The organism is Ochrobactrum sp. AN78 (assembly GCF_029909885.1).
Lineage (GTDB): Bacteria > Pseudomonadota > Alphaproteobacteria > Rhizobiales > Rhizobiaceae > Brucella > Brucella quorumnocens.
Genome location: NZ_JASAMU010000009.1, coordinates 12,558 through 35,781, shown reverse-complemented (window position 1 = coordinate 35,781; position 23,224 = coordinate 12,558). Strand labels below are relative to the sequence as shown.

Genomic DNA, 23,224 nt, shown 5'->3' with positions numbered 1-23,224 from the left:
TGGTGGGAAAATGGCGACAAGACGCAATCTGCGGGATTGCGAGAAATCCCCTTGAGGATGACTGGCTGCAGGCGTCGCAGCATATCAAATATGCGTTCTGCTGCGACTTCAAGCGCGCAACCGGTGGTAAAAATTGTTGATGGGAGTGGGTAAGGGAGGTCCCGGTGCAATCCCAAGTCACCGGGACCGATGCCGTTCACATGGCTGACCGGAACTGAACTGCCGGAGCTGAATTGAGTGGCTTCTGATGGCGTTCTTTGTGGCGGATTCAATCACCATCAGGGCATGACCGGGCGGGTTTATCGGCTCCCGATCACGCTCCGGGAGAGGGCGCGCAAAACAATCCGGTCCGGGAAAGCTGAGCGGGACATGGCGCGGGCTGCGCGGCTAAAGAAACACCAGTTTGTTGCGAGCAAAACGACGGATAGACCCGCGCTGGCTTTCCCTGTCGTCGATGATCGATGGGCGGCGGTTCGCGCGGCAGGGGCTACTTTGATTGGACTGATTTTCAAGAACAAATATATTAGATATACATATTAAACTGTTATATAATCATATATCTGTAAAATAATGGTGTATTGTGAAGAAATATTTAATGTAGTAAGGACATTACGAAAGTTTAGATCGATAATAATATTAGCATAAATGAATTTGACCTTATTGCTTAGGCCCGCGGTTTATCTCAGGCTCCGTCCGCCGGGGTGGAGGCAGCAGAACACTATGGCTGGTGCCGATCGCTGATCTGGCAAGCGCGGTCGGGCCATTGCTGCGGTGGATCTGATGCGGCGGGAGCCGCGTGGCAGCCGGCGCTGAACGGCCCGCAGGCCTTTCGATTTCAAACAGTTAATTTCAAAAGGAAGCCACCGGAAATGACACCGACACGCAGAGACTTTCTCAAGTTTACAGCGTCCGGCATCGCGGTCACTCTTATGCCTGTTCAAGCGGCCAGAGCGGCCTTGTTTGAAGACAGACTGGTTGAATTGCCCGTTGCGGTCAAAGGAGACATGCGGCTCAAGCGGCGTATTGACGGTGTCGCCAAAGTTACTGGCAGCAAGGTGTTTGCGCGTGACATTCGCGCGCGCGACATGCGAGGTTGGCCTTCAGCGCAAGCCCATGCCTTCATGGTTCTGTCGCCGCGGGCTGATGCCCCCTATCTCGGTCTAAATCTGTCCATGCTGGGATCCGAGTTTCAGCCTGATTTCGTGGTGGATGCGAAAAAATTGCAGGCGGCGGGATTGGATTTCTATGATCCTTTCGTCTATGGCAAGGAAATGCTGTTGCCGCAGGGCAAGGTTCCATTGTTTCTGGGATATCCGCTGGCAATCCTGATTTACCGAGATTTTACGCGCTTTAGCATTGCCAAACGTCTTTATAAATCGCGCCGCCACGACCTCATCCGCTTTGGGGAAACAACACAGCCTGTTGAACAGGGGCCGCAGGCCAATTTCCGTTTTGTCCGGGTGGAGGGCGATCAGGGCAGCAAGGGCGCGAAAGATCGGTTCAACCCGGTCGATGACAGCTACGTCTTCGCACGCTATGACGGCAACAAGATCATCTGGCCCTCGGCAAACAGTGACGGTCAGGGGATGGAGCGCGGGATGGGATTTGCCCAGGCGATCCGCGCAGAATTGCAGACGCCGCCCGATCGTCTCCATGTCATCGAACGCAGCTACCATTCCCCTTATATTGATGGCGCAGCGCTTGAAGCTGACAATTGTAATTGTTGGTATGATGCAAAAAATGCTGCGCTCGAGCTGGTCATGGCGAGCCAAAGCCCACATGAAGTGATGACCGGAACGGCCGCGATGCTCGAAAAGAGCAGCTTCAAGATCAGGTCCCTGAAAGGCCATTCCGCCTATACGGTGGGTTATGGCACCAAGGATCACAGCCCGTTTCCTTTTTATGGAATTGTGGCGGCGCTTTATGCAGAGGGACTGGCGGTTCGACTTGCATTTGATCGTGAAGAGCAGTTTCAGACGGCGCTCAAACGCCATAGTTTTGATATGACCTATCGGATTGGCATTGATCGCCAATCGCTCAAGATGCAGGCGTTGGCGGTTGACCTTGCGCTCGACGGTGGCGGCAGGCAGAATTTTACCACGCCGGTTGTGCAGGTTGCCGCCGGTGCGGCGCAGGGGATCTATTATTTCCCCAAAAGCGACATTGTTGGCGTTGCCCTTTCTTCACGAGCACCGACTGCCGGTTCGATGCGCGGTTTTGGTGCCGTGGAAGCTCAGTTTGGCACTGAAATGCTGATTGACGAACTGGCTGGGGACCTTGGCGTCGACGCGATGGAGTTGCGCCTTGCTAACGCCTTGCAAAGCTTCGAGCGCAATTCCGCAGGTGCGGTGCCGCTCAGCCAGAGCCGATTGACGGAGATTCTTGAAACGGATCGAAAAAATCCGATATGGGTCGATCGTGCCAGCAGAAAGACCGCATTTGAGGCGGAGCATCCGGCCCTCAAATATGGTGTGGGCTATGCCATTGGCAAGAAGGCGTTTGGCAGCACCAATGAGGGGGTTGCCGCAAGTATTGAGCTTGACCGCGATGGCCGGGTGCATCTGCAGCATATTGCTGTGGAGATCGGCACCGGCGCGGTCAGCACGCAAGCGGTGCTCTGCGCGCGCTGGCTGGGAAAATCGGCCGATACGGTCGAAAGCGCCGCCTTTGACTGGTCGCCACTGCAGATGTACGAGACGCTGAGCCCCTTTGTGATGGACAAGGCCTATCAGGATAAGATGATGTCGGATCCGCGTTGGACGCCGGCTTTCGCCTCACCGTCGAGTGCCTCCAACAGTTCCTTTTATTTCTCCCACGCCACCAATGAAGCCGGACGCCTGATCTTTGAGCGGGGCATTGTCCCTGCGGCGGCGAAACTGTGGAACATCCCGCAGGATCTGGCCACCAAGGCAACATGGATCGATGGCAGTTTTGTGCTTTCTGATGGACGCTCGCTTAGCCTTGCAGCAATCGCCGCGACCCTGCATGAGATCGGCGCTTTGTCCGGCGCGATGGTGCATGGATTTGACCGCTGGGGCTGGGGGGAGGCTGATTTCACGATCTTGGGTCAGACGTCACGGCGACCGCTGGATGGTTTGGCCATTCGCGCCGGATCTGAGGGCTGGCAATGGGTCGAGCGCTCCAATATGCGTTACATGGATCCGCGTGTAGACCGAGCAAGCTGGTCTCGCTTTTCTGCGATATCGGCGCTTGTTGAGGTCAGTGTCAATCGCGGAACGGGTGCGGTGACGGTGCTCTCACATCATTCCACCATGGATTGCGGACGGGTGCTCGTCCCCGAATTTGTGTCGGGACAATTGCAGGGCGGTATCGCCATGTCGATCGGACATGCGCTATATGAATCCATGCCGCTTTATGAAGGCGGGCCGGGGAGCGGCAACTGGAATTTCAATCGCTACCGACTGCCCCGCGCCGTCAATGTCGCGGTGTGGAACCAAACCACCACAATTCTTCCGGCGCTTGCGGATGAGAACGATCCCAAGGGAATTGCGGAAGTGGTTCAGATCCCGACCATTCCGGCAATTGCCAATGCAGTGGCGCATGCCATTGGCAGCTATTTGCGCGAACTGCCGCTCACGGAAGAGAAAATCAAAGAGGCCTTGTCATGACCATTGCGACGCGCGAAATCAGCTTGCGCATCAATAATGAAGAGATTGGTCCCATCAGCGTGCCGGTCGAACTGGCGATGGTCGACTTCCTGCACGAATATGTTGGATTGACTGGAAGCCGTTATGGCTGCGGGCAGGGACTTTGTCGGGCCTGCACGGTGATTGTTGACGATGCCGACGGCAGCAGCCGTGAGATGCGGACCTGTATCACCGGCGCATTGTATTTTGATGGCCGTTCGATCCGGACGGTCGAAGGGCATGCGGTCACCGAGGAAGGTGGTAATCTCCGCCTTTCGGCGGTCCAGCAGGCATTCCTGGATCATTTCTCCTTCCAATGTTCCTATTGCGCGCCCGGTTTTGTCAATGCCGCAACGGTACTTGTCGAGCGTCTTCAGCGTGAACCGGTGCGGCATGACGATCTCAAGACCGTGATTGAAGAAGCCCTCAACGATCATCTTTGCCGCTGTACTGGTTATGTGCGCTATTATCAGGCTGTCCATGATCTGGTGTTGAGCATGCCGGGGCTCGTGAAATGAGGCGGCGCGTAGTCTGGGGTCTGGGCATGGGGCTTGTCTGTGGACTGATCGCCGCCTCTGTGCCGTTCTGGCCTGTGAGGCAGCCTTATGACCACAAGGCTGCAGAGCAACGCTTTGCCAATCAGAACAGCAAGCTGGTGGAGCGGGGCAAATATCTCGCGGTGATGGCTGATTGTGCAGCCTGTCATCAGTCGCCGGACGGCGCGCCCTATGCGGGCGGGTTAGGGTTGGAAACGCCCTTTGGCACCATTTATGGCAGCAATATTACACCGGACAAGCAGGCAGGGATCGGCAAATACAGTTCCAGCGATTTCTATCATGCGCTGACCGATGGCATTCGCCCGGACGGCGCCTTTCTCTATCCGGCGATGCCCTTCATCTCCTATCATGATATGAGCCAGGCCGATTCCGACGCGATTTTCGCTTATTTAAACACCCAGCAAGCGGTCGTACGGAAGGTTCCCCCCAATACGCTGCCATTTCCATTCAATCAGCGCTGGGCGCTGGCTTACTGGCGGCTGGTCAATCCACCGATCCGGCTGAAGGGTGACCCAACTGCGCTGGCGGGTGCCTATATCGCCGATGTGCTCGGTCACTGCCAGGAATGTCATACGCCCCGCAACTTCATGGGCGGGCTCGTGCAGTCACGGGCCTATCAGGGGGCCAGTCTGGGTAGGATCACCGCGCCGAGCCTGACGCCGAAGGCGCTGGCGGACCGCGGCTGGACCTCCGAAGACATCCAGTCGTTTCTGAAGAAAGGCATGGCTCCGCAAGGCACGATGACCTTGGAAATGTATCCGGTGCTGATGCATTCCTCACAATATATGCAGGATGCCGACATTGCGGCATTGGAAGTTTATCTGACCAAGGGACGGCTTCCACAGAGCAGTGCTCGCACTGCGGCTGAGCCGGATCAGCGCGCGATCACACAATCTGCAGGTCGGGACGTCTATATTTCTGTCTGTGCGGGGTGTCATGGTCTCAACGGTGAGGGCAAACCGCATATTGCGCCTGCGATGAACATCAATACAAGCGCCATGCTTGCTGATCCAAGTAATCTCATCCATGTCATTGTCAATGGGGTGGCGGAGCAGAAAATGGCCGATGGTGAGGTGATGCAGGCGATGCCGGGGTTCCGCACGGCACTCAGCACGCAACAGATCGCAGATCTGGTGAATTACATGCGCAAAGAGTGGGGTGATCAGCCCGCCGACATCACAAGCATGGAAATTGAGCGTGCACAGCATTAGCTCCATTGATGGGGTTCCGACATGAACAACCCATTTAACGACGCGCAGATCCAACCCTTTTGTGCCTTGGTCGAAGACGACGCCACGGCCATATTGCAGTTTGTCGAGGGTGCGCTCACAGCCGGTCAAGGCTGCGCGCTGGTCACGCTGGTGGATATTGGGGGCAGTGCTGCGCGATCACTGGGGGCTCAGATGGCGGTAGCCGAAGACGGCGCTTATTGCGGTTTCGTTTCGGGCGGCTGTGTCGAAGCGATTGTGGCGCAGGAAGCGCTGCTTGCGATCGCCGCCAATCGCGACCGCCAGTTGCGGCTCGGCAAGGGATCGGCCTATTTCGATATTGTCCTGCCCTGTGGCAGCAGCATCCTGCTTGCAATCCATGTGGTCAGGCAACGTGAGCCGATCCGACAGGTTCTTGCAGCGCATCACAGACGCCGTGCTGCGGGCCTTGCCTATGATCCTGTGGAATGTCGGTTGACGGCCATTGCGCTTTCCGAGGATGCGCAACGTTGCTCTGGCTGGGATGATGATGTCTTTGTCACCGTCTACCGTCCGGGGCTGCGCCTTGTGGTATGTGGCACGGGACAGGAGGCCACAATGCTTGCCCGGATTGCGGGCGCATTGGGCATTGAAATGGTCAGCGGGCTTGATCTGGAGCCAGTGGATCGCTCCAGCGCCATCGTCATGCTGTATCATGATCTGGACCGCGAAACCCGCTTGCTTGGCGATGCGCTTCGCAGTGCGGCTTTCTATATTGGTTGTCTGGGCAGTCTAAAGACGCATCAGCAGCGCTGCAGCAGACTGCGCGAACAAGGTTTTGCCGAGGAGCAGATTGCGGCGATCCGTGCGCCGATTGGACTGTTCGGACCCACACGCGATGCCCGCTCGCTCGCAGTCTCGATTGTTGCTGAAATCCTGTCGTTGAGAAACATTTCGGTGTCGCAATGAAAGCGCCCGATAGCGATCAGGCCAACGCGATCGCCGTCATCGTCCTGGGTGCTGGTCGCAGCCAGCGCTTCAAAGGCGGTGACAAACTCGACCAATTTCTGTTGGGAAAGCCGGTAGCCCATTATGTCCTTGCGGCATTGCGCGGCTTTCACTGGGGCCGAAAAATTGTCGTCTGTCGTTCGAAGCCGGCATGGATGCAGGCCTATGTCGATGACGGCTTCGTCAGAGCGGAGATTGACAATGCTGATGCGGGCATGGCGGGGTCGATCCATCGTGGATTGTCAGAGATCACCACCCAGCCATGGGTCATGATCTGTCTCGCGGATATGCCACTGATCAGCCGGGGCCATATTGAGGAACTGCTGGCGGCGTTCGGTGCCAATCGCGCTGCTACGGTGGCCACAAAAGCCGCTTCCGGCTTTTGCCCACCGGCCATATTCCCGCGCGCTCTGCTCGGCAAATTGCCGAAAACCGGCGACGATGGCGCGAAGGCCTTGCTGGGTGATGCGCATGGACCTGTCGCCGCGGATTCGATGATGCGAGACATCGATACGATCGCCGATCTGCAGATGGTCGCGCAATATCTTCGGTTGATCGGGCCGTGAAAATTCACCAACAAGCCTCCAACAAGCCCATACGGCACCGACACGTCATCGGCCAATCCCCGGCAACCGACATGGCACCCAAAAGGGCTTTATGCTTTCCGGTCGTCTCTCGTGACCCGGTTGTGCATGCGCTTTAAGGGTTTGCTAGCGGGTCGGGATCATGCGCGGGCGTTTTTAGGGGCGTTTGCGGAGCGTCTGCAACAAAGTCGGCAATGTCATGATAGACTTGGTTGGCCTGGTCGGGCACCAAATTCTCGATCATCAGAAATGCGTGGACGATATCGGGGAAATGCACATGGTTCACGCGCACATGCTGTTGCTTGAGCCGGGCAACAAAAGCGAAATCTTCATCGCGTAGCGGATCAAGCCCGCCACTGAACAAAAGGGTTGGTGGAAAATCTGCGGCGATGGGCCGATAGAGCGGTGAAACGGCGCGGCGATCTTCATTGTGTTGGAAATATTGATCAAAATACCAGGCGATCTTGTTCTTATCGAGCAATTTTCCTTTGCCATTCTCCATGAGAGACGGCCAGGACATGGTGTAATCCAGGCTTGGATAGATGAGCACGAGTTTGGAGATAAAGCCCGGCTTGGTTGTTTGCAGGTCCTGGGCAATTGTTGCACTGAAAGCGCCGCCGCCGCTGTCGCCGACCAAAGTGAGATGGGGCTGAAACGCGATCTGATGCTGATTGAGAATTTGATAGACCTTTAGCAGGACCGCGCGGGCATCATGAAGACCTGCGGGATAGGGCGCTTCGGGTGCACGCCGGTAGTCGACGGCGACAACCGTATCACCGGTTGCAAGGGCGAGACGTCGGGCGATCGGGTCATAGACTGTCACGGAACCACTAAGATGGCCGCCGCCATGAATGAAGAACAGCACGTTGCGGGCTGCGTGACTTTCTGGGCAATAGATCCGAACCGGGATCCGTCGGCCGTTTAACTGCACATCTGTTGAGATGATCGCAGCGAGTGGTGCGGGCCGTGTCACATTGGCCGTGGTGATCGACGCGAGCCCCTCACGACTGGAGAGTGTGTCATAGTCTGCATCTCTATCCGAATGGGGCAGCGTGCTAAGCAGTTTGGCGAGCGGGGCTTGCGGCTCTGTCGCCAGGGGACCAAATTCTTTCACCCATTGTTGCTGGTAGGCTTGCTGCAGGTTTTCGATTGTTTGCTTTGGGACTGTCTGCGCCTTGACGGCGATCGGCGAAACGGCCAGGCAGAGGGTCAGCGTTGCCGCGCTTAATGGCGACAGCGCGGCGCGAAATTTGGTGTTCATTGTCAATTCCTTAAAATCAAACAGAGTGGCGGGCTCAAACCCACCTTGAAAAGTGCTAATTGCCGGCGTGCGCTTGCGCGCTGCAGCGGGTGATAATGACATGCGATCGCTTGCATTGCGGCAGCAACCAATGGGTTAGCGGGGGCCGGACTGCAAGGCCTGAAGCACAAGTTTGTGCGTTCAGGAAAACCGCCGAAAGCACAGGCCGCGCGCCCTTTGCGCACAATAGATCAAGAGGGGATCCGGTCTTCCTGCCGCCCGCCTCGATCAGAGTGTGGTCGCTTCGTCGCAGGGGGGGGCGATAGGCCGAACAGCCCAAAAGCTTATAAAAACGGCGAGCATGATGCTCGCCGTACCATTCATCTGCTGGAGATCAGAGCATGACAAGGCAGTCCTTCTACCTCGTCGAACGGTAATGCATTGCTAGCTCTATTTAATTGCATAGTAAAGTAATATTTACGTTATAAAAAATAATTACTATCATATAATAAAGTATTAAACTAAGATATGCTTTGAAAAGAGAAATATATATAAAATCTTAAAATAAGAAATACTCCCAACAACCTGCGGGTTGTTGGGAGTAGGTTTTTCGGCTTGTCGATGCGTCCGGGAAGGACGCCCGGATTTAGAAGCTGCGCTGGAAACGAACCATGCCTTCCCAGGCATGCTGACCATTGAGGTAAGACTTGTCATCTTTCCACTTGGTGTAGGAGACTTCAGGGGTGATTGTGAAGCCTGGAACCAGTTCATAGGCAATGTTCGCGGTGGCAGCAAAAGTCGAGCTGCCGTCATAGGCGAGCTGCGCGTTCATTGTTGCCTTGTCGGTCGCCTTGAATGCGGCGCCGCCCCACACAGCCCAATCGCCACCCCATGTGCCGTAGAAGCTGTTGATGGCGCGCACAGCACCGAGATCATTGCCGTTGCCGTCATATTGCTGGATATATTCGTCCTTGACCGACTTGTAGCCGCCCATTGCCCAGACCGAGAAGCGGTCTGTGATATTGATGTCGGCGCGGATCTTGCCGGCCCATTCTTCGTTGCGGGCATCATAAGCAGCAACGGCGGCAATCTTGCCCCAGCCCTGCTGATATTTCAGGCCGCCAACGATATGCGGGGTGTAATCCTTGATGGCGCCGTCAAAGCCGTAGTCACCGTCGGTATCGACATTGTTGCCCTGTTCGAGCGACAGGATCGCCGAGAAGCCGTTGCCGCCATTGAAGGTGTAGCTGATCAAGCCAGTGCGGTATCCACCGGCGAGAATGACGTCGTCATTGATGACATTGCCCAGATAGCCGGGGAAGGTCACGAAGGCCGATTCATCCAGACCGACACGCAGGCCACCCAGCTGGATATAGGCATAGCGCAACTGGCCTGAAGCGCCTTCTTCGCCATTGCCCCATTCGTAACGGGTTTCGGCAAAGGTGGACAGGGTACCCAGTTCGGTTTCCGATGCGGTGGACAGCTGCAGCGTGAAGCGAGCGAGATTGTCCCAACCATTGCGACGAGTGTCGACATTGCCGTCACGATCGCGGAAGCCGCGTCCGTAGACATTGTCCCCACCGCCGACATCATAGCGCACATAGCCCGAGATATTCATGCAGGTCTGGGTGCCAGGAATGTAGAAATATCCTGCGCCATAGGCATCGCAAACGCGGACATATTCGACGGCTTCTGGTTCCGGCGATACGATGGCGTCGGCCGCATGCGCGCCGGACATAACCATCAGGGATGCGGCTGATCCCAACAACAGGCTGTTGATCTTCATTTTATTACTCCAGAGTCGATTTCAGGTGGCACCGGTAGAAAGCATTTAACGGATCAGCGCAACTACAAGATCCAGGAAAATAGAGATTAGAAATAGCAATGTATCAAAAAAGCAACTAATTAACTCTTTCTATATTATAGACAATTAGTTGGTTACTTTACGAATATGCTAATAGAATTATATGAAGACATAACCTCAATTAATTGGGAGAGAAAAATAGCTTGTTAGCAAAGTGCGAAATCGTGCGGTGTGCGCGATCACCGACAGTGCAAGCCTGATGCCGGCCATGCTTTGCAACGGTTTTCGAAAACGATCGGAAAGAAGGGCGGGGGCTGGCCCGGCAGGTGCCGCTCTGACGCAATCGTCCGAGCCAATTGTGTTGATTGAGGTTTCAGCCGCATCCCTCATCGTCCGGCGCTCATTGTCTTGGGGATTTCATAATGGGTGCCATCGAAGATCAGCTGCTGATGTTTGATAGAATGCGAGTCGTCCTCTGAACAGTGATCGACGGTGCCAATCTGCCGGGCGGAGCTTTCGCGGACAAGCACATCGATATCGCGGTAACCGTGATGGTTGGTCCGTGCCATGGTCAACTCGGTTGCAAGCTCAGTGCGTTCATCTTCACAAACAGCAAAGCCGCTATCAATATTGTTTTGTTGGCTCAGCAAACCGTCCAGCACAACGGTGATCTCGCCCTTGGAGAAAGTGAACAGCGAGAGAGCTTCTTCCTCATAGGGCATGACACGAGAGTTAGTCGCGCGTTTGATGCGAAGTCCGAAAGCCAGGAGATCAGGGCTAAGTCGGTAGTTGGCTGTATCAAACTCGATCGTCTTGATGCGGACTGCATCTTCAATGGCCCGGTCTTTTAACAGAAGCCGCCCTTCCACGGCGAGATTGCCGCTGTCTAGCACAAGCAGTTCAATGTCACCGTCGCTTTCCTCATCATCTTCGCTGCGGATCAACGGGATGGCGGCCAGGGTGAGTTGCGGATGCGAGGGCCAGACCCGACACGAAACAGACTTTGCCTCGCCGCTTTCTCGCAGGCTGATCCTTGCCTCCCCCACCTTATATCCGCCGTCAACGGCACGCGCGAAAGGATAGGCCTGTTTGACAATGGCGCCGGCGCGGTCGCTGCAATCAAAGTGATCATCTGCGCTGGCATTGGCCGTGGTTGCAAAACAGGGTGCGAGCATGGAGATGACAAAGATCGATTTGAAAAAGGAACGCATGAAAAAACCTGACTAAAATGCGGTTAAAAAAGGCGCGTAAGCGCGTGATCCTAAAAGGCGGTCTCTGCAGTCAGAGCCCATCATTTCTTGGGGAAAATCCTAGAAGTATGCGGCCAGAAAAAGCAGCTGATCACTGCCGCCAGACTGCAATCCTTTGCGGTGGCGTGATAGCGGATTTGTTTGGGTCGAGCGCCTCGTTGCTTGCGATCTGCGCGGCTAGTTGCCATCGTGCAGAGCGTCGGGAACTGCGTAGTGCGTACCATCGAAGATGAGTTGGTGGTGCTTTATCGAATGGGCGTTTTCTTCCGAACAATGTTCTGCGGTGCCGGTCTGCCGGCTGGAACGGTTGGCCTCACGCAGATCAATATCCCTGTAACCGTGATGGCTAAGTTTGGTCAGCGACAACGCCGCAAGCATCTCGGTGCTTTGATCCGTACAATCATCAGAACCGCTTTCATCACTGCTTCTCAAGGTCACCAGGCGGTCCAGTGGAGGTTTGATCCGACCATTTGCGAACGCGAACAAAGACAACACCTCCTGTTGAAAAGAGGCGGTGGGATAATTCTTTTCACGCTTGACGCGAAATCCGAAGACAAGCGTGTCTGCGGAGAGTTGGTATTCGCCGTCATCAAAGCTGACAATATCGATTGGGGCGCCTTGATCGGAGGCGCGGTTGCTTAACAGGATCCGGCCTCGCACAGCCAGATCTGTGCTATCGAGCACAAGCAGTTCAATGTCGCAGTCGCTTTCGGCACCATCGTTGTTTTTCATCAGCGGAATAGCGGCGAGGGTAAGGTGCGGATGAGAAAGCCAGACGCGACACATCACCGCTGTACTCTCTCGGCTTTCCGGGAGGCTAATGGTCTTCTCCCCCACCTTATATCCGCCGTTAACGGCACGCGCGAAAGGGTAGGCCTGTTTGACGATGGCGCTGGCGCGGTCGCTGCAATCATAGTGATCATCTGCGCTGGCAGTGGCTGTGGTTACAAAACAGGGTGCGAGCATGGAGAGGGCAAAGATCGTTTCGAAAAAGGGATGCATGAAAAGGCCTGACTAGAATACGGTTATAAAGGCGCTCAAGCGCACCATCTCGATGGGAAGGTGCAAACTGAACCCGCCATTGACTGAGAGGCATTTCCAGGGTGGGGGTCGAAGCCTCCTTCGAGGCTGCAGGGACTCCCAGTGCGGTCTAGTAGGCGGTGCCAAGAGCTGACGGTACTCTATAACGCTGACCATCAAAGATAAGATTATGTTGGCTGCTGCTTTGCTTGATCTTCGGCGAACAGTCGACGGACATAGTGTCGAGTTTTGCGGTGACGCCTTGTTTGGATACAACAATATCGTGATAGCCGTGGTGAGCGTTTTTTGCGACACGGAGTTGCGTCGTAACGTGTTGTTGCTCATCGAGGCAAGCATCGTTTTCATTTCGAGCCACATCCAGACCGGTCATCATCCCGTCGAGCAGGGGTTGAATGGTCCCGTTTGAAAATTCGAACAGTGAGAGTTGTTCCTGGCTCGTGGAATCGACGCGGCTTTGATGTTCTTTCGTCGTTCGAAGTCCGAAGACCGGGCCCGAAGGTGAGACCGCATAATTGGCGGTATCAAGTTTCATAGCGCTGATCCGCATGATATCTTCCGATGCGGCATCTTTTACCAGCAGTTCGCCTCTGACGGCGAGATTGCCGGTATTGAGAACAAAGAGTTTCACGTCGCCTTCCGTGTCGAAAGACCCGTCATCGGTGATAATTGGAAAAGCCACCAGAGTGAGTTCGGGATGGGCAGGCCAGACGCGACAGATCACATTGTTTTCATTGCGTCCGCCGCCCAAGTCGAGATGGGTTTCGTGTGGCAACGGCATATCGTCGCCTTCTGGCACCGATGCAGGGTAAATCTTCTCCATGATGGTGATCGCGCGACCATGACAGTCATAGCTGTCGTCTTTTGCGAGAGCATGGCTGCTGTTAAGCGTTGCCAGGGCGACGACGATGGGGCTGAATTTCAAGAAATGGCTCAAATGCATGAAAGGCCTGTCAAAATCTGGTTGATGTCTGGATTGGAAGAAGGCTTGCGCGCGGTTGCGCAGCGGCTTTTTGAGAAGAGCCTGTCCGATTTGCGTTGCAACGTCAGGCTTAAGACAATGTCGCCTGGGATTGCGGGGGGAAACATGCAGGCAGCGCCAATCCTTCTTACGTGGGGCGACGCGACCAGGCTCGCCCGCAGACAAGCTCGCATTCACAGCAAAGAGAGATCGCTGGCGCACTGGCTTTGGGTAGCAGAACGTGCTTACGACACTGTTCCTTTATTGTGCCTTGAGCAAAGACGGCAAGCGGTAGCGCGTGCCATCAAAGCTCAGCACATGGCGAACAGTGAGGGAAACGGTGGTGGGTGCGCAGTGGCTGATAATGCTACCTCCGGTGGTGGCGATCTGATTTTCCAGAACAAAAATGTCGCGATATCCATGATGGCTCGACAGCGACATGTGAAGCGCGATTTCCTTGTCGAATTTCTGATCGTGACAGGAAATGTGCCCAAGATCGGCAACCTCAAGCTTGGTTATCATATCCTCCAGTAGGGGAACGATCTTGCCGTTCTGCAAGCTGAACAGTGACAATTGTTGTTTGATCAGCGGGCTCGCGGGGGAAATGTCCTCTCGTGTTGTCCTCAGTCCAAATGCGACAAGCGATGATGTGACGTGATAATTCGCGGTATCGAAATCGACGAATTTAATCTGCAACGGCTGCTCGGCGGCGGTGGCATTTTTCAGTAGCAGCTGGCCTTCGATGTCCAGATTTGATGACTTGATGACCATCAGTCTGATGTCGTCGCTGTCGATAGGCGGAAATGCCAGCAAAGTGAGATCGGGATGCCCGGGCCATACCCGGCATTTCACGCTTGTCTCGTCACGGTGGCGGGCCAGATCCACATGGATATTTTCGGGAAACGGAAGGCCGGGCGTTCTCGCGATGGATTGGGGGTAGATTTTCTGCATGATCGCAAGGGTATGGGCCCACCACAATCATAGTCGTCATCCTGTGCCCAAGCGGAACTGATCCAGAACATGGTTGCGACGAAGGTGAGAACAGCGCGGTTGACGATGCGGTTGTTGGGCATAAAATGGTGTTTTTAAATCGGATTGGGGGTTTGTGACTGCTGCATGGGTCTCTCTGCAGGCAAAGCTATATGAGAGCAATACCTTGAATATTGGGTGGGTATACCGCTTGCGCGCACCTGGGCCCGCAAGTGCGATCGCCGCGCGGGCTGCCATCTGGGGATGTTTGCTTGTGAAAAGATGGATCGGCTGCAGCGGCTGAGCCGTTTAAAAATCCGGTCGGTTCAACAAGATTGCCGCCCCTGAAAACAGACTGGTCACGCCGGTCATGGCTCCGATCAGTTCGAATCCATGCAGCCCGAAATTGGTGCAGATGCCCTGCGTTTGATAGCTGTCATGCACGCGCTGCAAGGCGTGTTCGCCGCTGTCTCCGAGAGCCTGTTCCAGCCAGAAGTCCGCCATCATACCATGGCAGAGTCCAAGCGACTGTTGTGGCGCGCCAAGTCTGCTGCGCACGATGCGCATGTCTGTTTCAAACATCTGCCGCGGCATATAACTGCGCAGCGCCAGACGGGAGAAGCCGAATCCTGCTGTACCGTGACACCAGGAACTGTCTGGCGGATCGTTGCTGTCGAGCCGTCGCCATCCGGCCTCGCTGCGATGCGCAGTTTCACGGCACAAATTGCTTTCAATCAGCCGTCTCGCTGCGGCATTTTCCAGTTGCATCTGCTGCATGAACTGGGCGAGAACCGCCGAGACTCCGGCGGTACCATGCGCAAAGCCGAGCAGGGTGTCCTGCTTGCGCAACCGTGTTGCATAGCGGAGGATCCGGTCAAACAGCTGATTGGCAAGGTGTCGGATGTCGGCTGCGATCGGCAGTGCTGCGTAGATCTGCTCCAGGCGCAGCAGCATGGCAAGCGTCCCCGCCAAGCCGGAAACATAATCAAGGTCGCGATAATGTTGGCAGTCGCCACTGGTCAGGGAAAAACACAGTTTTTGCAGGCAGCGCTGCAGGACCGGCAGCAATTGCAGCAATCTGTCCGGTTGCATGAAGCTTAATGCCCAAAGCGTGCCGGCGGCACCGGTCAGCGCGCCCTGTCTCGCCACCGGAGCTTCATCGAGTTGTTGCGCGAGCTGAGACGCCAATTGTTGCGAAAAGGCCAGATAGCGCTTATTGCCGGTGCGATGACCGATCAGATAAAAGGCGAGCGCGATGCCGGAGGCGCCATCATAAAGATCATGTCCGCTCAAGCCAGCCTGGGCTGTGTGATCGGCGCCGACGGTAATGGTGCGCCAGCAATAGGTGCCGTCCTCTGCAAGAATCGCTTCGGCAATCACCTGATCAAGAATAGTCTTTGCAAGAGCAAGCAGCCAGGATGGATTGTTGGGCTTGGTTGCTGCTTTTCGCGGTGGTTTGACTGGCGTGATCGCGTCGCCGCGGCGCAGCCTGAAGGCAAGCAGAGCCTGTTGCAGATCGGCAATGACCTTTGTGATGAACGCGTCAGAGAGCTGCGCGAGCTGATGTTCAACTTTCGCAGCCGGATTGCGGCAGACTGCAACGTCAAGCGCAGTGTGGCTGCCGTCCGCAAGCGCCAAGCCCTGAAAGCCCATGTGGAAATAGGGAATGTCGCCCTGCCGGAGCTGAGATCGTTCACTGGCTGCGATGGATGGGTGACGATCGGGCGTACACAGAACCGAAAGTTCGCGCTCCGCACAATTGTGATAAAGCGTGTCGGGATGAAAGCTGTTGTCGAGGGCTGTCACATAATGCTGGGTCGACGCAGTGAGAATCCGCACAGGAGCGCCATGCATGGCAATGTGAAGCCGTTCCATCACTTTGGCGGCGTTTTGCTTCAAACATGCGAGCGTTTCCTGGAATCCTTCCATTAGGTCTGCCTGATAGACGAGGAAATCGGCAATGGTTTCAGAGCCGAGGCGGACCTCAGACTGTGATTTCTTCAGCGGGAGGGATCGCATCTTAAGACGCGCATTGCTGAGATGCTGCTGCAAGTTGACCCGTCTTACAAGCCTTTGCTCGGGGTCAAGCGCCGGCAAAGGGCTCATTTCGATCTCCGGGTGGATTTGGCGCGCCGGCAGGAGCAGGGAAGCATAGAGATGAAACTCCCAAGGATTGGAAAGCGGTTGTCTCAGGCTGCATGAGAACAGTGTCTCGCAGTCGACGATGACCGGGAAAGCACCGTTGGCGATCAGATTATCCTTGTGCAGGTCGGTGGAGGCAAATATGTGGGTGAGGCCGACGAGCGAGCCATAGCGGCGATAATAATGCCGCAGTTCTTGTTGACTGTCACAGGCCGTGTGATCGATGGATTCGGCCCAGCCATAATCCTGCTTCACGATGACCCGCGGAACGCGGTGGTCAATGGCGGCCGTGCCATTCCACCAGCCTATGAATTCAGAAAACCCCGCATCAATCGCCAGATCCCGCGGCTTGTAATAGACGACACGGCTGGTGTTGTCGGCGTTGCGATAGGTGATGCGTGCGGTCTGCTGCTGGCCGCGATGCGGGTCGCCCACCAGATCAATATCGGTGATCTGCCGCACCTCTTCATCCTGATATAAGCTCTGGGCGACGGCGGCGAGATCGCTTTCAACGCGGGCGAGCAGCAGAGACAGGCTTTGTTGCAAAGCACCGGCCTGGACGCACCAGCGTTGCCACAGGCTGGGATATTTCTCTAACAGCATTGACAGGTTCTGCTCGCGCACCACTTGCGTGACAAAATAGTCGAAACGCTCGGTGGGATCGCTCCCTTTCAGAAGACCTTCGGCCTCTGCGAAGTTCATTTCGACCATCAACACCCGTTCAAAGCAGCGCCGCAACAAGGGCAACCATGCCTTATCGCGGAGCCTGTGGGCGGCCTCGATCCGGATCAAGGCGGATGGCTGCAACTGCTCGATCGCAGCGGTGCGCTTGAGCAGATGCCGATAGATGCAACCGAACATATCCTGTTCAAACATGACCATGGGTTGCCTTTTCATCGTCCATCGTGGGGAAAGCGGGAGGGGTGCAGGGGAACCGTGCTGCCAAGCGCAGGGTTCACGGCGATTGGAGTGCGCCCTGTCTAGAGGCAGCCGGGCTTGCCCTTGGTGCTGATCACATCGACCGACAGGGAGAAACTGGCAGAGCGGTTCACTGCGCCCTTCACGTCAAAACACTGTTTCCTGATTGTTTCGTCGTGGAAGCGATAGCTGGCCTGGACCAACACCGGCAGAGAAGGCCTGACAGGCCCGGAAAAGCACCAGTTCATCTGGCGAATGAAGATAAAGCGCAAGGGACGGTTCTGCTGCTGCCTGACATGCTGGATGGCAACGAAGCCGATGGACTGCACCAGCCGGTCCAACAGGAGAAGCGGAATATGAAACCGATCGCGGCTTTGAACATGAGTTGATGCCGTCAACTGGGTGTCATCAATGGTCAGAAACTCGATATGGTAGCTTTCATCTTTGAAATGCTCGGTGAAATAGCTGAACTGTTTGATTTCAGCATCGCCAGTCAAGGTCTGACAGGGTCCCATCAACATGTGCCCTCCAATAGTGGATTTCCGTCATGGAGACGGGCTGCGGATTATGCGCAGCCCGCAATGCTTTGGCTCGCCCAGAGCCTGCGTCGTAGCCAGATCCGATTTCTCAAGGTCTGGCTGCAACATGCACGCAGTTTGAGCCATGGCGTGGGTCCGCGCTAGTGACAGTCGGGCCCGGTATTGACAATGCCTGCGCATTCCATTCCGGTACATCCGGGAGCATTGGTGCAGGCTGCTTGTGCCTTTGGCAGGCCAGCGGTCTGGCCAATGACCTTATGTGCGAGTTTCTGACTGTAGGATGTCGATAGCATGATAATTCTCCAAAATAGCAGGGATAAATAGAGCTTACATGTCGAGATGTTTGTCGTCTTCGCCTCGAAGCAATTGCCATATTACAGAGTTTGCAAGTCCTGCCTACCGCGAGATCAAGCCTGCTATTAGTTCATCCCTCAATTCAATTTCGCCATCAACGAAATGGGAGTTTACTTGGTGTGATTGCGATTGGGTGACCCATCACCGCGTCGCGGTGATGGTGTGCGAATGCGGCTTTTCTTCCCTCATTCGGCTGTGTCGGCTCTGGTCAGCGCTTTCAGCAGTGCGATCAGATTGGGGGCTATGCTGCGCAGTTCCGTCAGATGGGTTTCGGTCAGGCGGTGCAATATATCCTCGGCCTTTGTGGTCAGAAGAATGCGTTGGCGCCGGCGGTCAGCGGGATCGGTTTCCCGCCGCACGAGATCGGCCTCGACGAGGCGTCCGACCAGTTCGGTCGCGCTATGGGGGGCAATGACCAGCCAGTCGGCGAGGTCGCCGATGGTCATGGAATATGCATGCGCCTTGATCGCCAGGAGTGCCTGATGCTGCTGGCTCGGCAGGCCCTCGGCTTCTGCGGCCACGCTGCTGAAACTCATGAAGCGACGCAGGTCATGGCGAAACTGGGCCAGCGACCGGTAATCGTCGGCGGTTAAATGGCTGCCGGGTTCTCTCATGCGCACTCCTGTAGCGGCGTTCTGCCCGCTTGCGGTGGGGTGCAAGACGGGGGCGCGGCGACTGTGTTTGATCATAATCGAGAGCGCGCGCCTACACGAAAATGTGTTTTTAAAATATATCGCAATACGATGTAATAACCCGCGCTGTGGCCGCAATGGTCGTGAGCGTTCTTCAAATGCAATTTCATTGAGCAACAAGGATAGGCCATGGCCGGGCAAGAACCGATGCATCCGGAGCGCGATTTCATGCGCGGACTACCACGCCGCGCGGCGGCTGATTTTTCGGCGGACAGGCGCATGCTCGTTCTGATCGGCATGGCAGTTGCCATTGGTGCCGCGAGCACGCTGGTCGCTTATCTGCTGATCAGTCTGATTGCGCTTGTCGGCAATCTGGCCTGGTTTGGTCGTGTCAGTTTCGCGCCGGTGCGGCTTGCGGATGTTGCTGCTTCCTGGTGGGTGGTGGCGATCCCGGTGCTTGGCGGCACCGTGATTGGCTTGATGGCGCGCTTCGGCTCCGAAAAAATACGGGGCCATGGCATTCCCGAAGCGATCGAAGCGATCCTGTTTGGCCGTAGCCGCATGTCGCTGAAGGTGGCGGTGCTCAAACCGGTTTCCTCAGCAATCTCGATCGGCACCGGTGGCCCGTTTGGTGCGGAAGGTCCGATCATCATGACCGGCGGTGCGATCGGCTCGCTTTTTGCGCAGATGTTCCGACTGAGTTCAGCCGAACGCAAGACGCTGCTGGTTGCGGGAGCCTGTGCTGGCATGACGGCAATTTTTGGTACACCGATTGCTGCGGTGATGCTTGGTGTCGAGCTGCTGCTGTTTGAATGGAAGCCCCGCAGTTTCATTCCTGTTGCGGCTGCAACGGTTGTTGCTGCTGCAGTGCGGCCATATTTTTTCGAAACAGCCGCGCTGTTTGCGAGTAGCTTCAAGCTCGCGTTGCCCTGGTGGGGTGTGGCTTGTTTCATCGCCGTCGGCCTTGTCTGTGGCCTTTTCTCCGGCCTGCTGACCCAATTGCTTTACAAGCTTGAAGATACCTTTGAGCGGCTGCCGATCCATTGGATGTGGTGGCCAGCACTGGGCGGTGTTGTGATCGGCCTCGGCGGCCTGGTGGAACCGCGGGCCCTGGGGGTCGGCTATGATCTGATTGACGGTTTCCTACACGACAGGTTTGTGAGTTCCCTTGTCATCAGCGTGCTGGCTGTGAAGGTGATTATCTGGCTGGTGGCGCTGGCATCGGGAACCTCTGGCGGCGTGCTTGCGCCGCTGCTGATATTTGGAGGTGCCATCGGCTGGTTGATGGGATTGTGGCTGCCGGGCGGCGAGGCCGGCTTCTGGGCTTTGCTCGGAATGGCTGCGATGATGGGCGGAACCATGCGCGCCCCGCTAACCGCCACTTTCTTTGCGGTGGAGGTCACCGGTGACTTTCATCCGCTTGTTGCGGTGTTTGTGGCTAGTGTCACGGCCTATTGTGTCACTGTTCTGCTTTTGAAACGGTCCATGCTGACCGAGAAGATCGCCCGCCGTGGCCATCACATTACCCGCGAATATAGTGTCAATCTTCTGGATTCTATGCGCGCCAGCCAGGTCATGGTGGCGCCGCCTGAGACCTTGCCGGCGTCGATGTCGGTCCGCGCTGCACTTGATTTCTTCGGATCGGCGAGCAAAAGGCACCGCTTTTATCCGGTCACGGACAGTCGCAATGTGCTGCTGGGCATGATTGGACGCGCGGAGGCGTTGCAATGGGTCGCCTCGCCTGAACCCATGCTGCAGCAATCGCTGGGGGCTTTCGTAGCCGGGCGAAAGTGGGTCATCGCCCATCCCGATGATAGTGTGGCCTATTTGATTGATTTGATGCTGGCCAATGAAAGTGGACGCCTTGCGATCGTAAACAGGATGACAGGCTGCCTCGAAGGTCTGGTCAGTCGCCAGGACATTCTGCGACTGCGCGCCGTTTCCAACATGGAAGAGCATGAACGGGCGGCGTTTTCATAGCGCTGCGGCAGCATTTCGGGGCTGGTGCTGTTTCAGAGCGACGGTCGCGGTCGCCGGCTCCGTGTGCGATTTGCATTGGGGATCGTGGGGTCGGATTCGCCTTGAAGTCTCAAACCCGCGCAGTTCGACCAGGCCGCCGATCAAATTCTGCGACGCGGGGCGTACCGACCATCATCGACTCTTTATGGGTGTCGCCGACAGCTGATGGAGGCTGCGGTCGGCCCTATACTGCCCGCCAGGAATGGGTGTCGCTGGCAACTAGCTCTGTCCCAGCGTCGTGGTTAACAGGCCGGCGCTTTTCGCCGCAGCTACAAAACTACTCCGTGCATCATTGGGTTGGCCCTCTATATCATTCAGGCAGGCGTGCAGCGCTAGTCGGTAGTCCTCATCGAGCGCGTCTTCGGGCCAGACGGTTAACAGGCACTGCGCAGCACCGGCGGAGGATCTGATGATGCGCGGCCCGCTCTCAAAATGTATTTTCAACGGGTGTCCCCAGCTCATGGTGGCTCCTTCTCAACGCTATCTCCGACCGCCAATAGCCTCCCAGCCACGTCTTTTGCCTGTCGGTGAATGGATAGTTTTTCATCACGCATACCCGCCTGAAGATGAGGAAATAGCGAGGCGGTCGCGAGCGTAAATGAATTCTGCGCGCCGAATCTTCATTGTTCAACTCGCAACAAATTCCCAACATATAAGCGGTAGGTGGAGGTACAGAATACCAGTTGACGACCCGTTGGCAAACTTCTGTTATTCTTTTCAGGGCTATAAGTGTTGGCAAGATTTACTGGGACAAAGAGCATCATGCAGTCAACCCGATACCGTATCATGGTGATCGCCATCCTGCTGGCGGTGATCGGTGCTCTCGTTCCTCTGATTGTGATGGCGTGGATGTCATGGCAAATCGCGGTGAGGAAGGAGTTGAGCTATCTCAGTCTGTTTGCGCAACGGGTGGAGTTTCGCGCCGAAACGACATTTTCTGATGCACGGGCCGTGCTTGTTGCCATGCAGGATGCTCGACTGCAGGCCTGTACTGCCGCCCATATCGCCAAGATGCGCGATGCCACGGTCAATTCAACGGGTGTGGAGGAGATTGGCTTCTTTGCGCAAGGTCGGCTGCGATGCACGTCCTGGGGGCCGGTAGAAGACGAACTGCAACAAAGCGCCCCCGATTTTGTGAGGGAGGACGGGCTTCATGTGACGCTTCAGGTCAGGCCCTATGTCAGTTCGGGGAGTTTTATGACCGCGTTACAGCTGGGGCAGCATAATGTATTGATCCAGCCCGGACGCTTTGTCGACGTGGTTCTGGATCCCGGCATGAACGTCGCGCTGATGACCGAAAGCGGACGCCTTCTGGGTGCGCGCGGACAACCGATCGCGCCTGCGCTTTTGCAACGGGTCACCACGCAGGAGCAAGGGGAGGAGAATGGCATTTTCTTCAGCACGGCGCGCAAGAATGGCTTGATCGCCATTGCCACTGCGCCAAGCGCCAATATTGCAGCCAAGTTCGTTCGGGAGTTGATTATATTCCTGCCGATCGGCGCAGGCATTGCCTTTTTCATGGTGGGGCTGGTGATCTGGCTCTCGCGCAAACGCCTGTCGCCGCAGGCGGAGCTGGAGCTGGCTGTGCGCAATCGTGAATTTATTGTCGAATATCAGCCGATCGTCGAACTTAAGACCGGGATCTGTGTGGGCGCAGAAGCGCTGGTGCGCTGGAAACGTCCAGATGGAAGTGTGATCCGTCCGGATATATTCATTCCGCTGGCCGAAGAAACAGGCCTGATTGAACCCATTACCGACCAGGTGATCGCTGCAGTGGTGGAAGAGCTGGGAGGCACTCTCGTTACCGACCGGACATTGCATATCGCCATCAATATCAGCGCGCAGGATATAAAATCTGGTCGGGTGCTCGCGGTGCTGGATCAACAGCTCGTACAGGCGGATATTCGTCCGCAGCAGATCTGGCTTGAGGCCACCGAACGTGGTTTCATTGAGGTGACGGCCGCGCGCAACACATTGACCGCTGCTCGACAGCGCGGACATTCTGTGGCCATCGATGATTTCGGCACCGGCTATTCCAGCCTAAGCCATCTTCAGCAACTGCCACTGGATGCCCTGAAAATCGACAAGGCCTTCGTTGATACGATTGGACGGGAGGCGGCAACCAGTTCGGTGGTTCTGCATATTATCGATATGGCCAAGGATCTGGGGTTTTTCAGCGTTGCAGAAGGCATAGAGACGCAGCAGCAGCTTGATTTTCTGTGTGCGCAGAATGTTGATTTCGGACAGGGCTGGCTGTTCTCGCGCCCTTTGCCGGCGGCTGATTTCATCCATTTCCAGCAAGCGCGCAACAGTCAGTTTGGTTCGGCGGCGGAAGTGATCCGAGCCGCGACCACCGGTTGAGAGGCACGAGTTTG

18 protein-coding genes are annotated in these 23,224 nt (G+C 56.0%); 7 read left to right on the top strand and 11 right to left on the bottom strand.

The window, feature by feature from the left end; genetic code table 11:
- The first annotated feature begins 869 nt into the window (after nt 1–869).
- Genes QBD00_RS16465 through QBD00_RS16445 form a run of 5 tightly spaced genes read left to right on the top strand, consistent with a single transcriptional unit; the run spans nt 870 to nt 6,965 of the window.
- Nucleotides 870–3,629 (top strand): xanthine dehydrogenase family protein molybdopterin-binding subunit, encoded by a 2,760-nt coding sequence (locus QBD00_RS16465; protein ID WP_318580055.1) that lies wholly within the window; start codon nt 870–872, stop codon nt 3,627–3,629.
- Complete coding sequence (locus tag QBD00_RS16460) at nt 3,626–4,165, top strand: (2Fe-2S)-binding protein (RefSeq protein ID WP_151093284.1); 540 nt, start codon at nt 3,626–3,628, stop codon at nt 4,163–4,165. The genes QBD00_RS16465 and QBD00_RS16460 overlap by 4 nt, the downstream gene beginning before the upstream one ends.
- Nucleotides 4,162–5,415, top strand: coding sequence for a c-type cytochrome (locus QBD00_RS16455; protein WP_151093281.1), 1,254 nt, complete (start codon nt 4,162–4,164; stop codon nt 5,413–5,415). Before QBD00_RS16460 ends, QBD00_RS16455 begins: the two co-directional genes overlap by 4 nt.
- Nucleotides 5,416–5,436: 21 nt before the next feature.
- Nucleotides 5,437–6,360 (top strand): XdhC family protein, encoded by a 924-nt coding sequence (locus tag QBD00_RS16450; RefSeq protein ID WP_151093279.1) that lies wholly within the window; start codon nt 5,437–5,439, stop codon nt 6,358–6,360.
- Nucleotides 6,357–6,965: an NTP transferase domain-containing protein gene (locus tag QBD00_RS16445; RefSeq protein WP_318580054.1), complete on the top strand. Its 609-nt coding sequence runs from the start codon at nt 6,357–6,359 to the stop codon at nt 6,963–6,965. The genes QBD00_RS16450 and QBD00_RS16445 overlap by 4 nt, the downstream gene beginning before the upstream one ends.
- Before the next feature lie 133 nt (nt 6,966–7,098).
- On the opposite strand, the gene QBD00_RS16440 is transcribed toward QBD00_RS16445, so the two are convergent.
- The 10 genes from QBD00_RS16440 to QBD00_RS16395 form a co-directional block, all read right to left on the bottom strand.
- Nucleotides 7,099–8,244, bottom strand: coding sequence for an alpha/beta hydrolase (locus tag QBD00_RS16440; protein WP_191793525.1), 1,146 nt, complete (start codon nt 8,242–8,244; stop codon nt 7,099–7,101).
- A 625-nt stretch (nt 8,245–8,869) separates the two neighbouring features.
- On the bottom strand, nt 8,870–10,009 hold the full coding sequence (locus tag QBD00_RS16435) for a porin (RefSeq protein WP_151093273.1): 1,140 nt from the start codon (nt 10,007–10,009) through the stop codon (nt 8,870–8,872).
- 404 nt (nt 10,010–10,413) lie between these two features.
- Nucleotides 10,414–11,238, bottom strand: a complete 825-nt coding sequence (locus tag QBD00_RS16430) for a hypothetical protein (protein ID WP_318580053.1) — start codon at nt 11,236–11,238, stop codon at nt 10,414–10,416.
- Nucleotides 11,239–11,454: 216 nt separating this feature from the next.
- Complete coding sequence (locus tag QBD00_RS16425; RefSeq protein WP_318580052.1) at nt 11,455–12,279, bottom strand: hypothetical protein; 825 nt, start codon at nt 12,277–12,279, stop codon at nt 11,455–11,457.
- A gap of 148 nt (nt 12,280–12,427) precedes the next feature.
- A complete protein-coding gene (locus tag QBD00_RS16420; protein ID WP_191793527.1) occupies nt 12,428–13,240 on the bottom strand; it encodes a hypothetical protein in 813 nt (270 codons plus the stop codon).
- Between the two features lie 297 nt (nt 13,241–13,537).
- Nucleotides 13,538–14,227 (bottom strand): hypothetical protein, encoded by a 690-nt coding sequence (locus tag QBD00_RS16415; RefSeq protein WP_318580051.1) that lies wholly within the window; start codon nt 14,225–14,227, stop codon nt 13,538–13,540.
- A gap of 327 nt (nt 14,228–14,554) precedes the next feature.
- Nucleotides 14,555–17,284 (bottom strand): type 2 lanthipeptide synthetase LanM, encoded by a 2,730-nt coding sequence (lanM, locus tag QBD00_RS16410; RefSeq protein WP_318580050.1) that lies wholly within the window; start codon nt 17,282–17,284, stop codon nt 14,555–14,557.
- Nucleotides 17,285–17,367: 83 nt separating this feature from the next.
- Nucleotides 17,368–17,826, bottom strand: coding sequence for a hypothetical protein (locus QBD00_RS16405; RefSeq protein WP_151093261.1), 459 nt, complete (start codon nt 17,824–17,826; stop codon nt 17,368–17,370).
- A 158-nt stretch (nt 17,827–17,984) separates the two neighbouring features.
- The gene (locus QBD00_RS16400; protein ID WP_318580049.1) at nt 17,985–18,137 is read right to left on the bottom strand and encodes a hypothetical protein; all 153 of its coding nucleotides are present in this window, start codon (nt 18,135–18,137) and stop codon (nt 17,985–17,987) included.
- Nucleotides 18,138–18,383: 246 nt separating this feature from the next.
- Entirely contained in the window at nt 18,384–18,812 is a 429-nt protein-coding gene (locus tag QBD00_RS16395) for a MarR family winged helix-turn-helix transcriptional regulator (RefSeq protein WP_151093259.1), read from the bottom strand.
- A gap of 207 nt (nt 18,813–19,019) precedes the next feature.
- Between QBD00_RS16395 and QBD00_RS16390 the strand changes: the two genes are divergently transcribed.
- Nucleotides 19,020–20,810: a chloride channel protein gene (locus QBD00_RS16390; protein ID WP_318580048.1), complete on the top strand. Its 1,791-nt coding sequence runs from the start codon at nt 19,020–19,022 to the stop codon at nt 20,808–20,810.
- 258 nt (nt 20,811–21,068) lie between these two features.
- Here the strand turns inward: QBD00_RS16390 and QBD00_RS16385 are convergent, their stop codons facing one another.
- Entirely contained in the window at nt 21,069–21,311 is a 243-nt protein-coding gene (locus QBD00_RS16385; RefSeq protein WP_151093255.1) for a DUF982 domain-containing protein, read from the bottom strand.
- Between the two features lie 300 nt (nt 21,312–21,611).
- On the opposite strand from QBD00_RS16385, the gene QBD00_RS16380 reads away from it, so the two are divergent.
- A complete protein-coding gene (locus tag QBD00_RS16380; protein ID WP_318580047.1) occupies nt 21,612–23,210 on the top strand; it encodes an EAL domain-containing protein in 1,599 nt (532 codons plus the stop codon).
- Nucleotides 23,211–23,224: the final 14 nt, after the last annotated feature.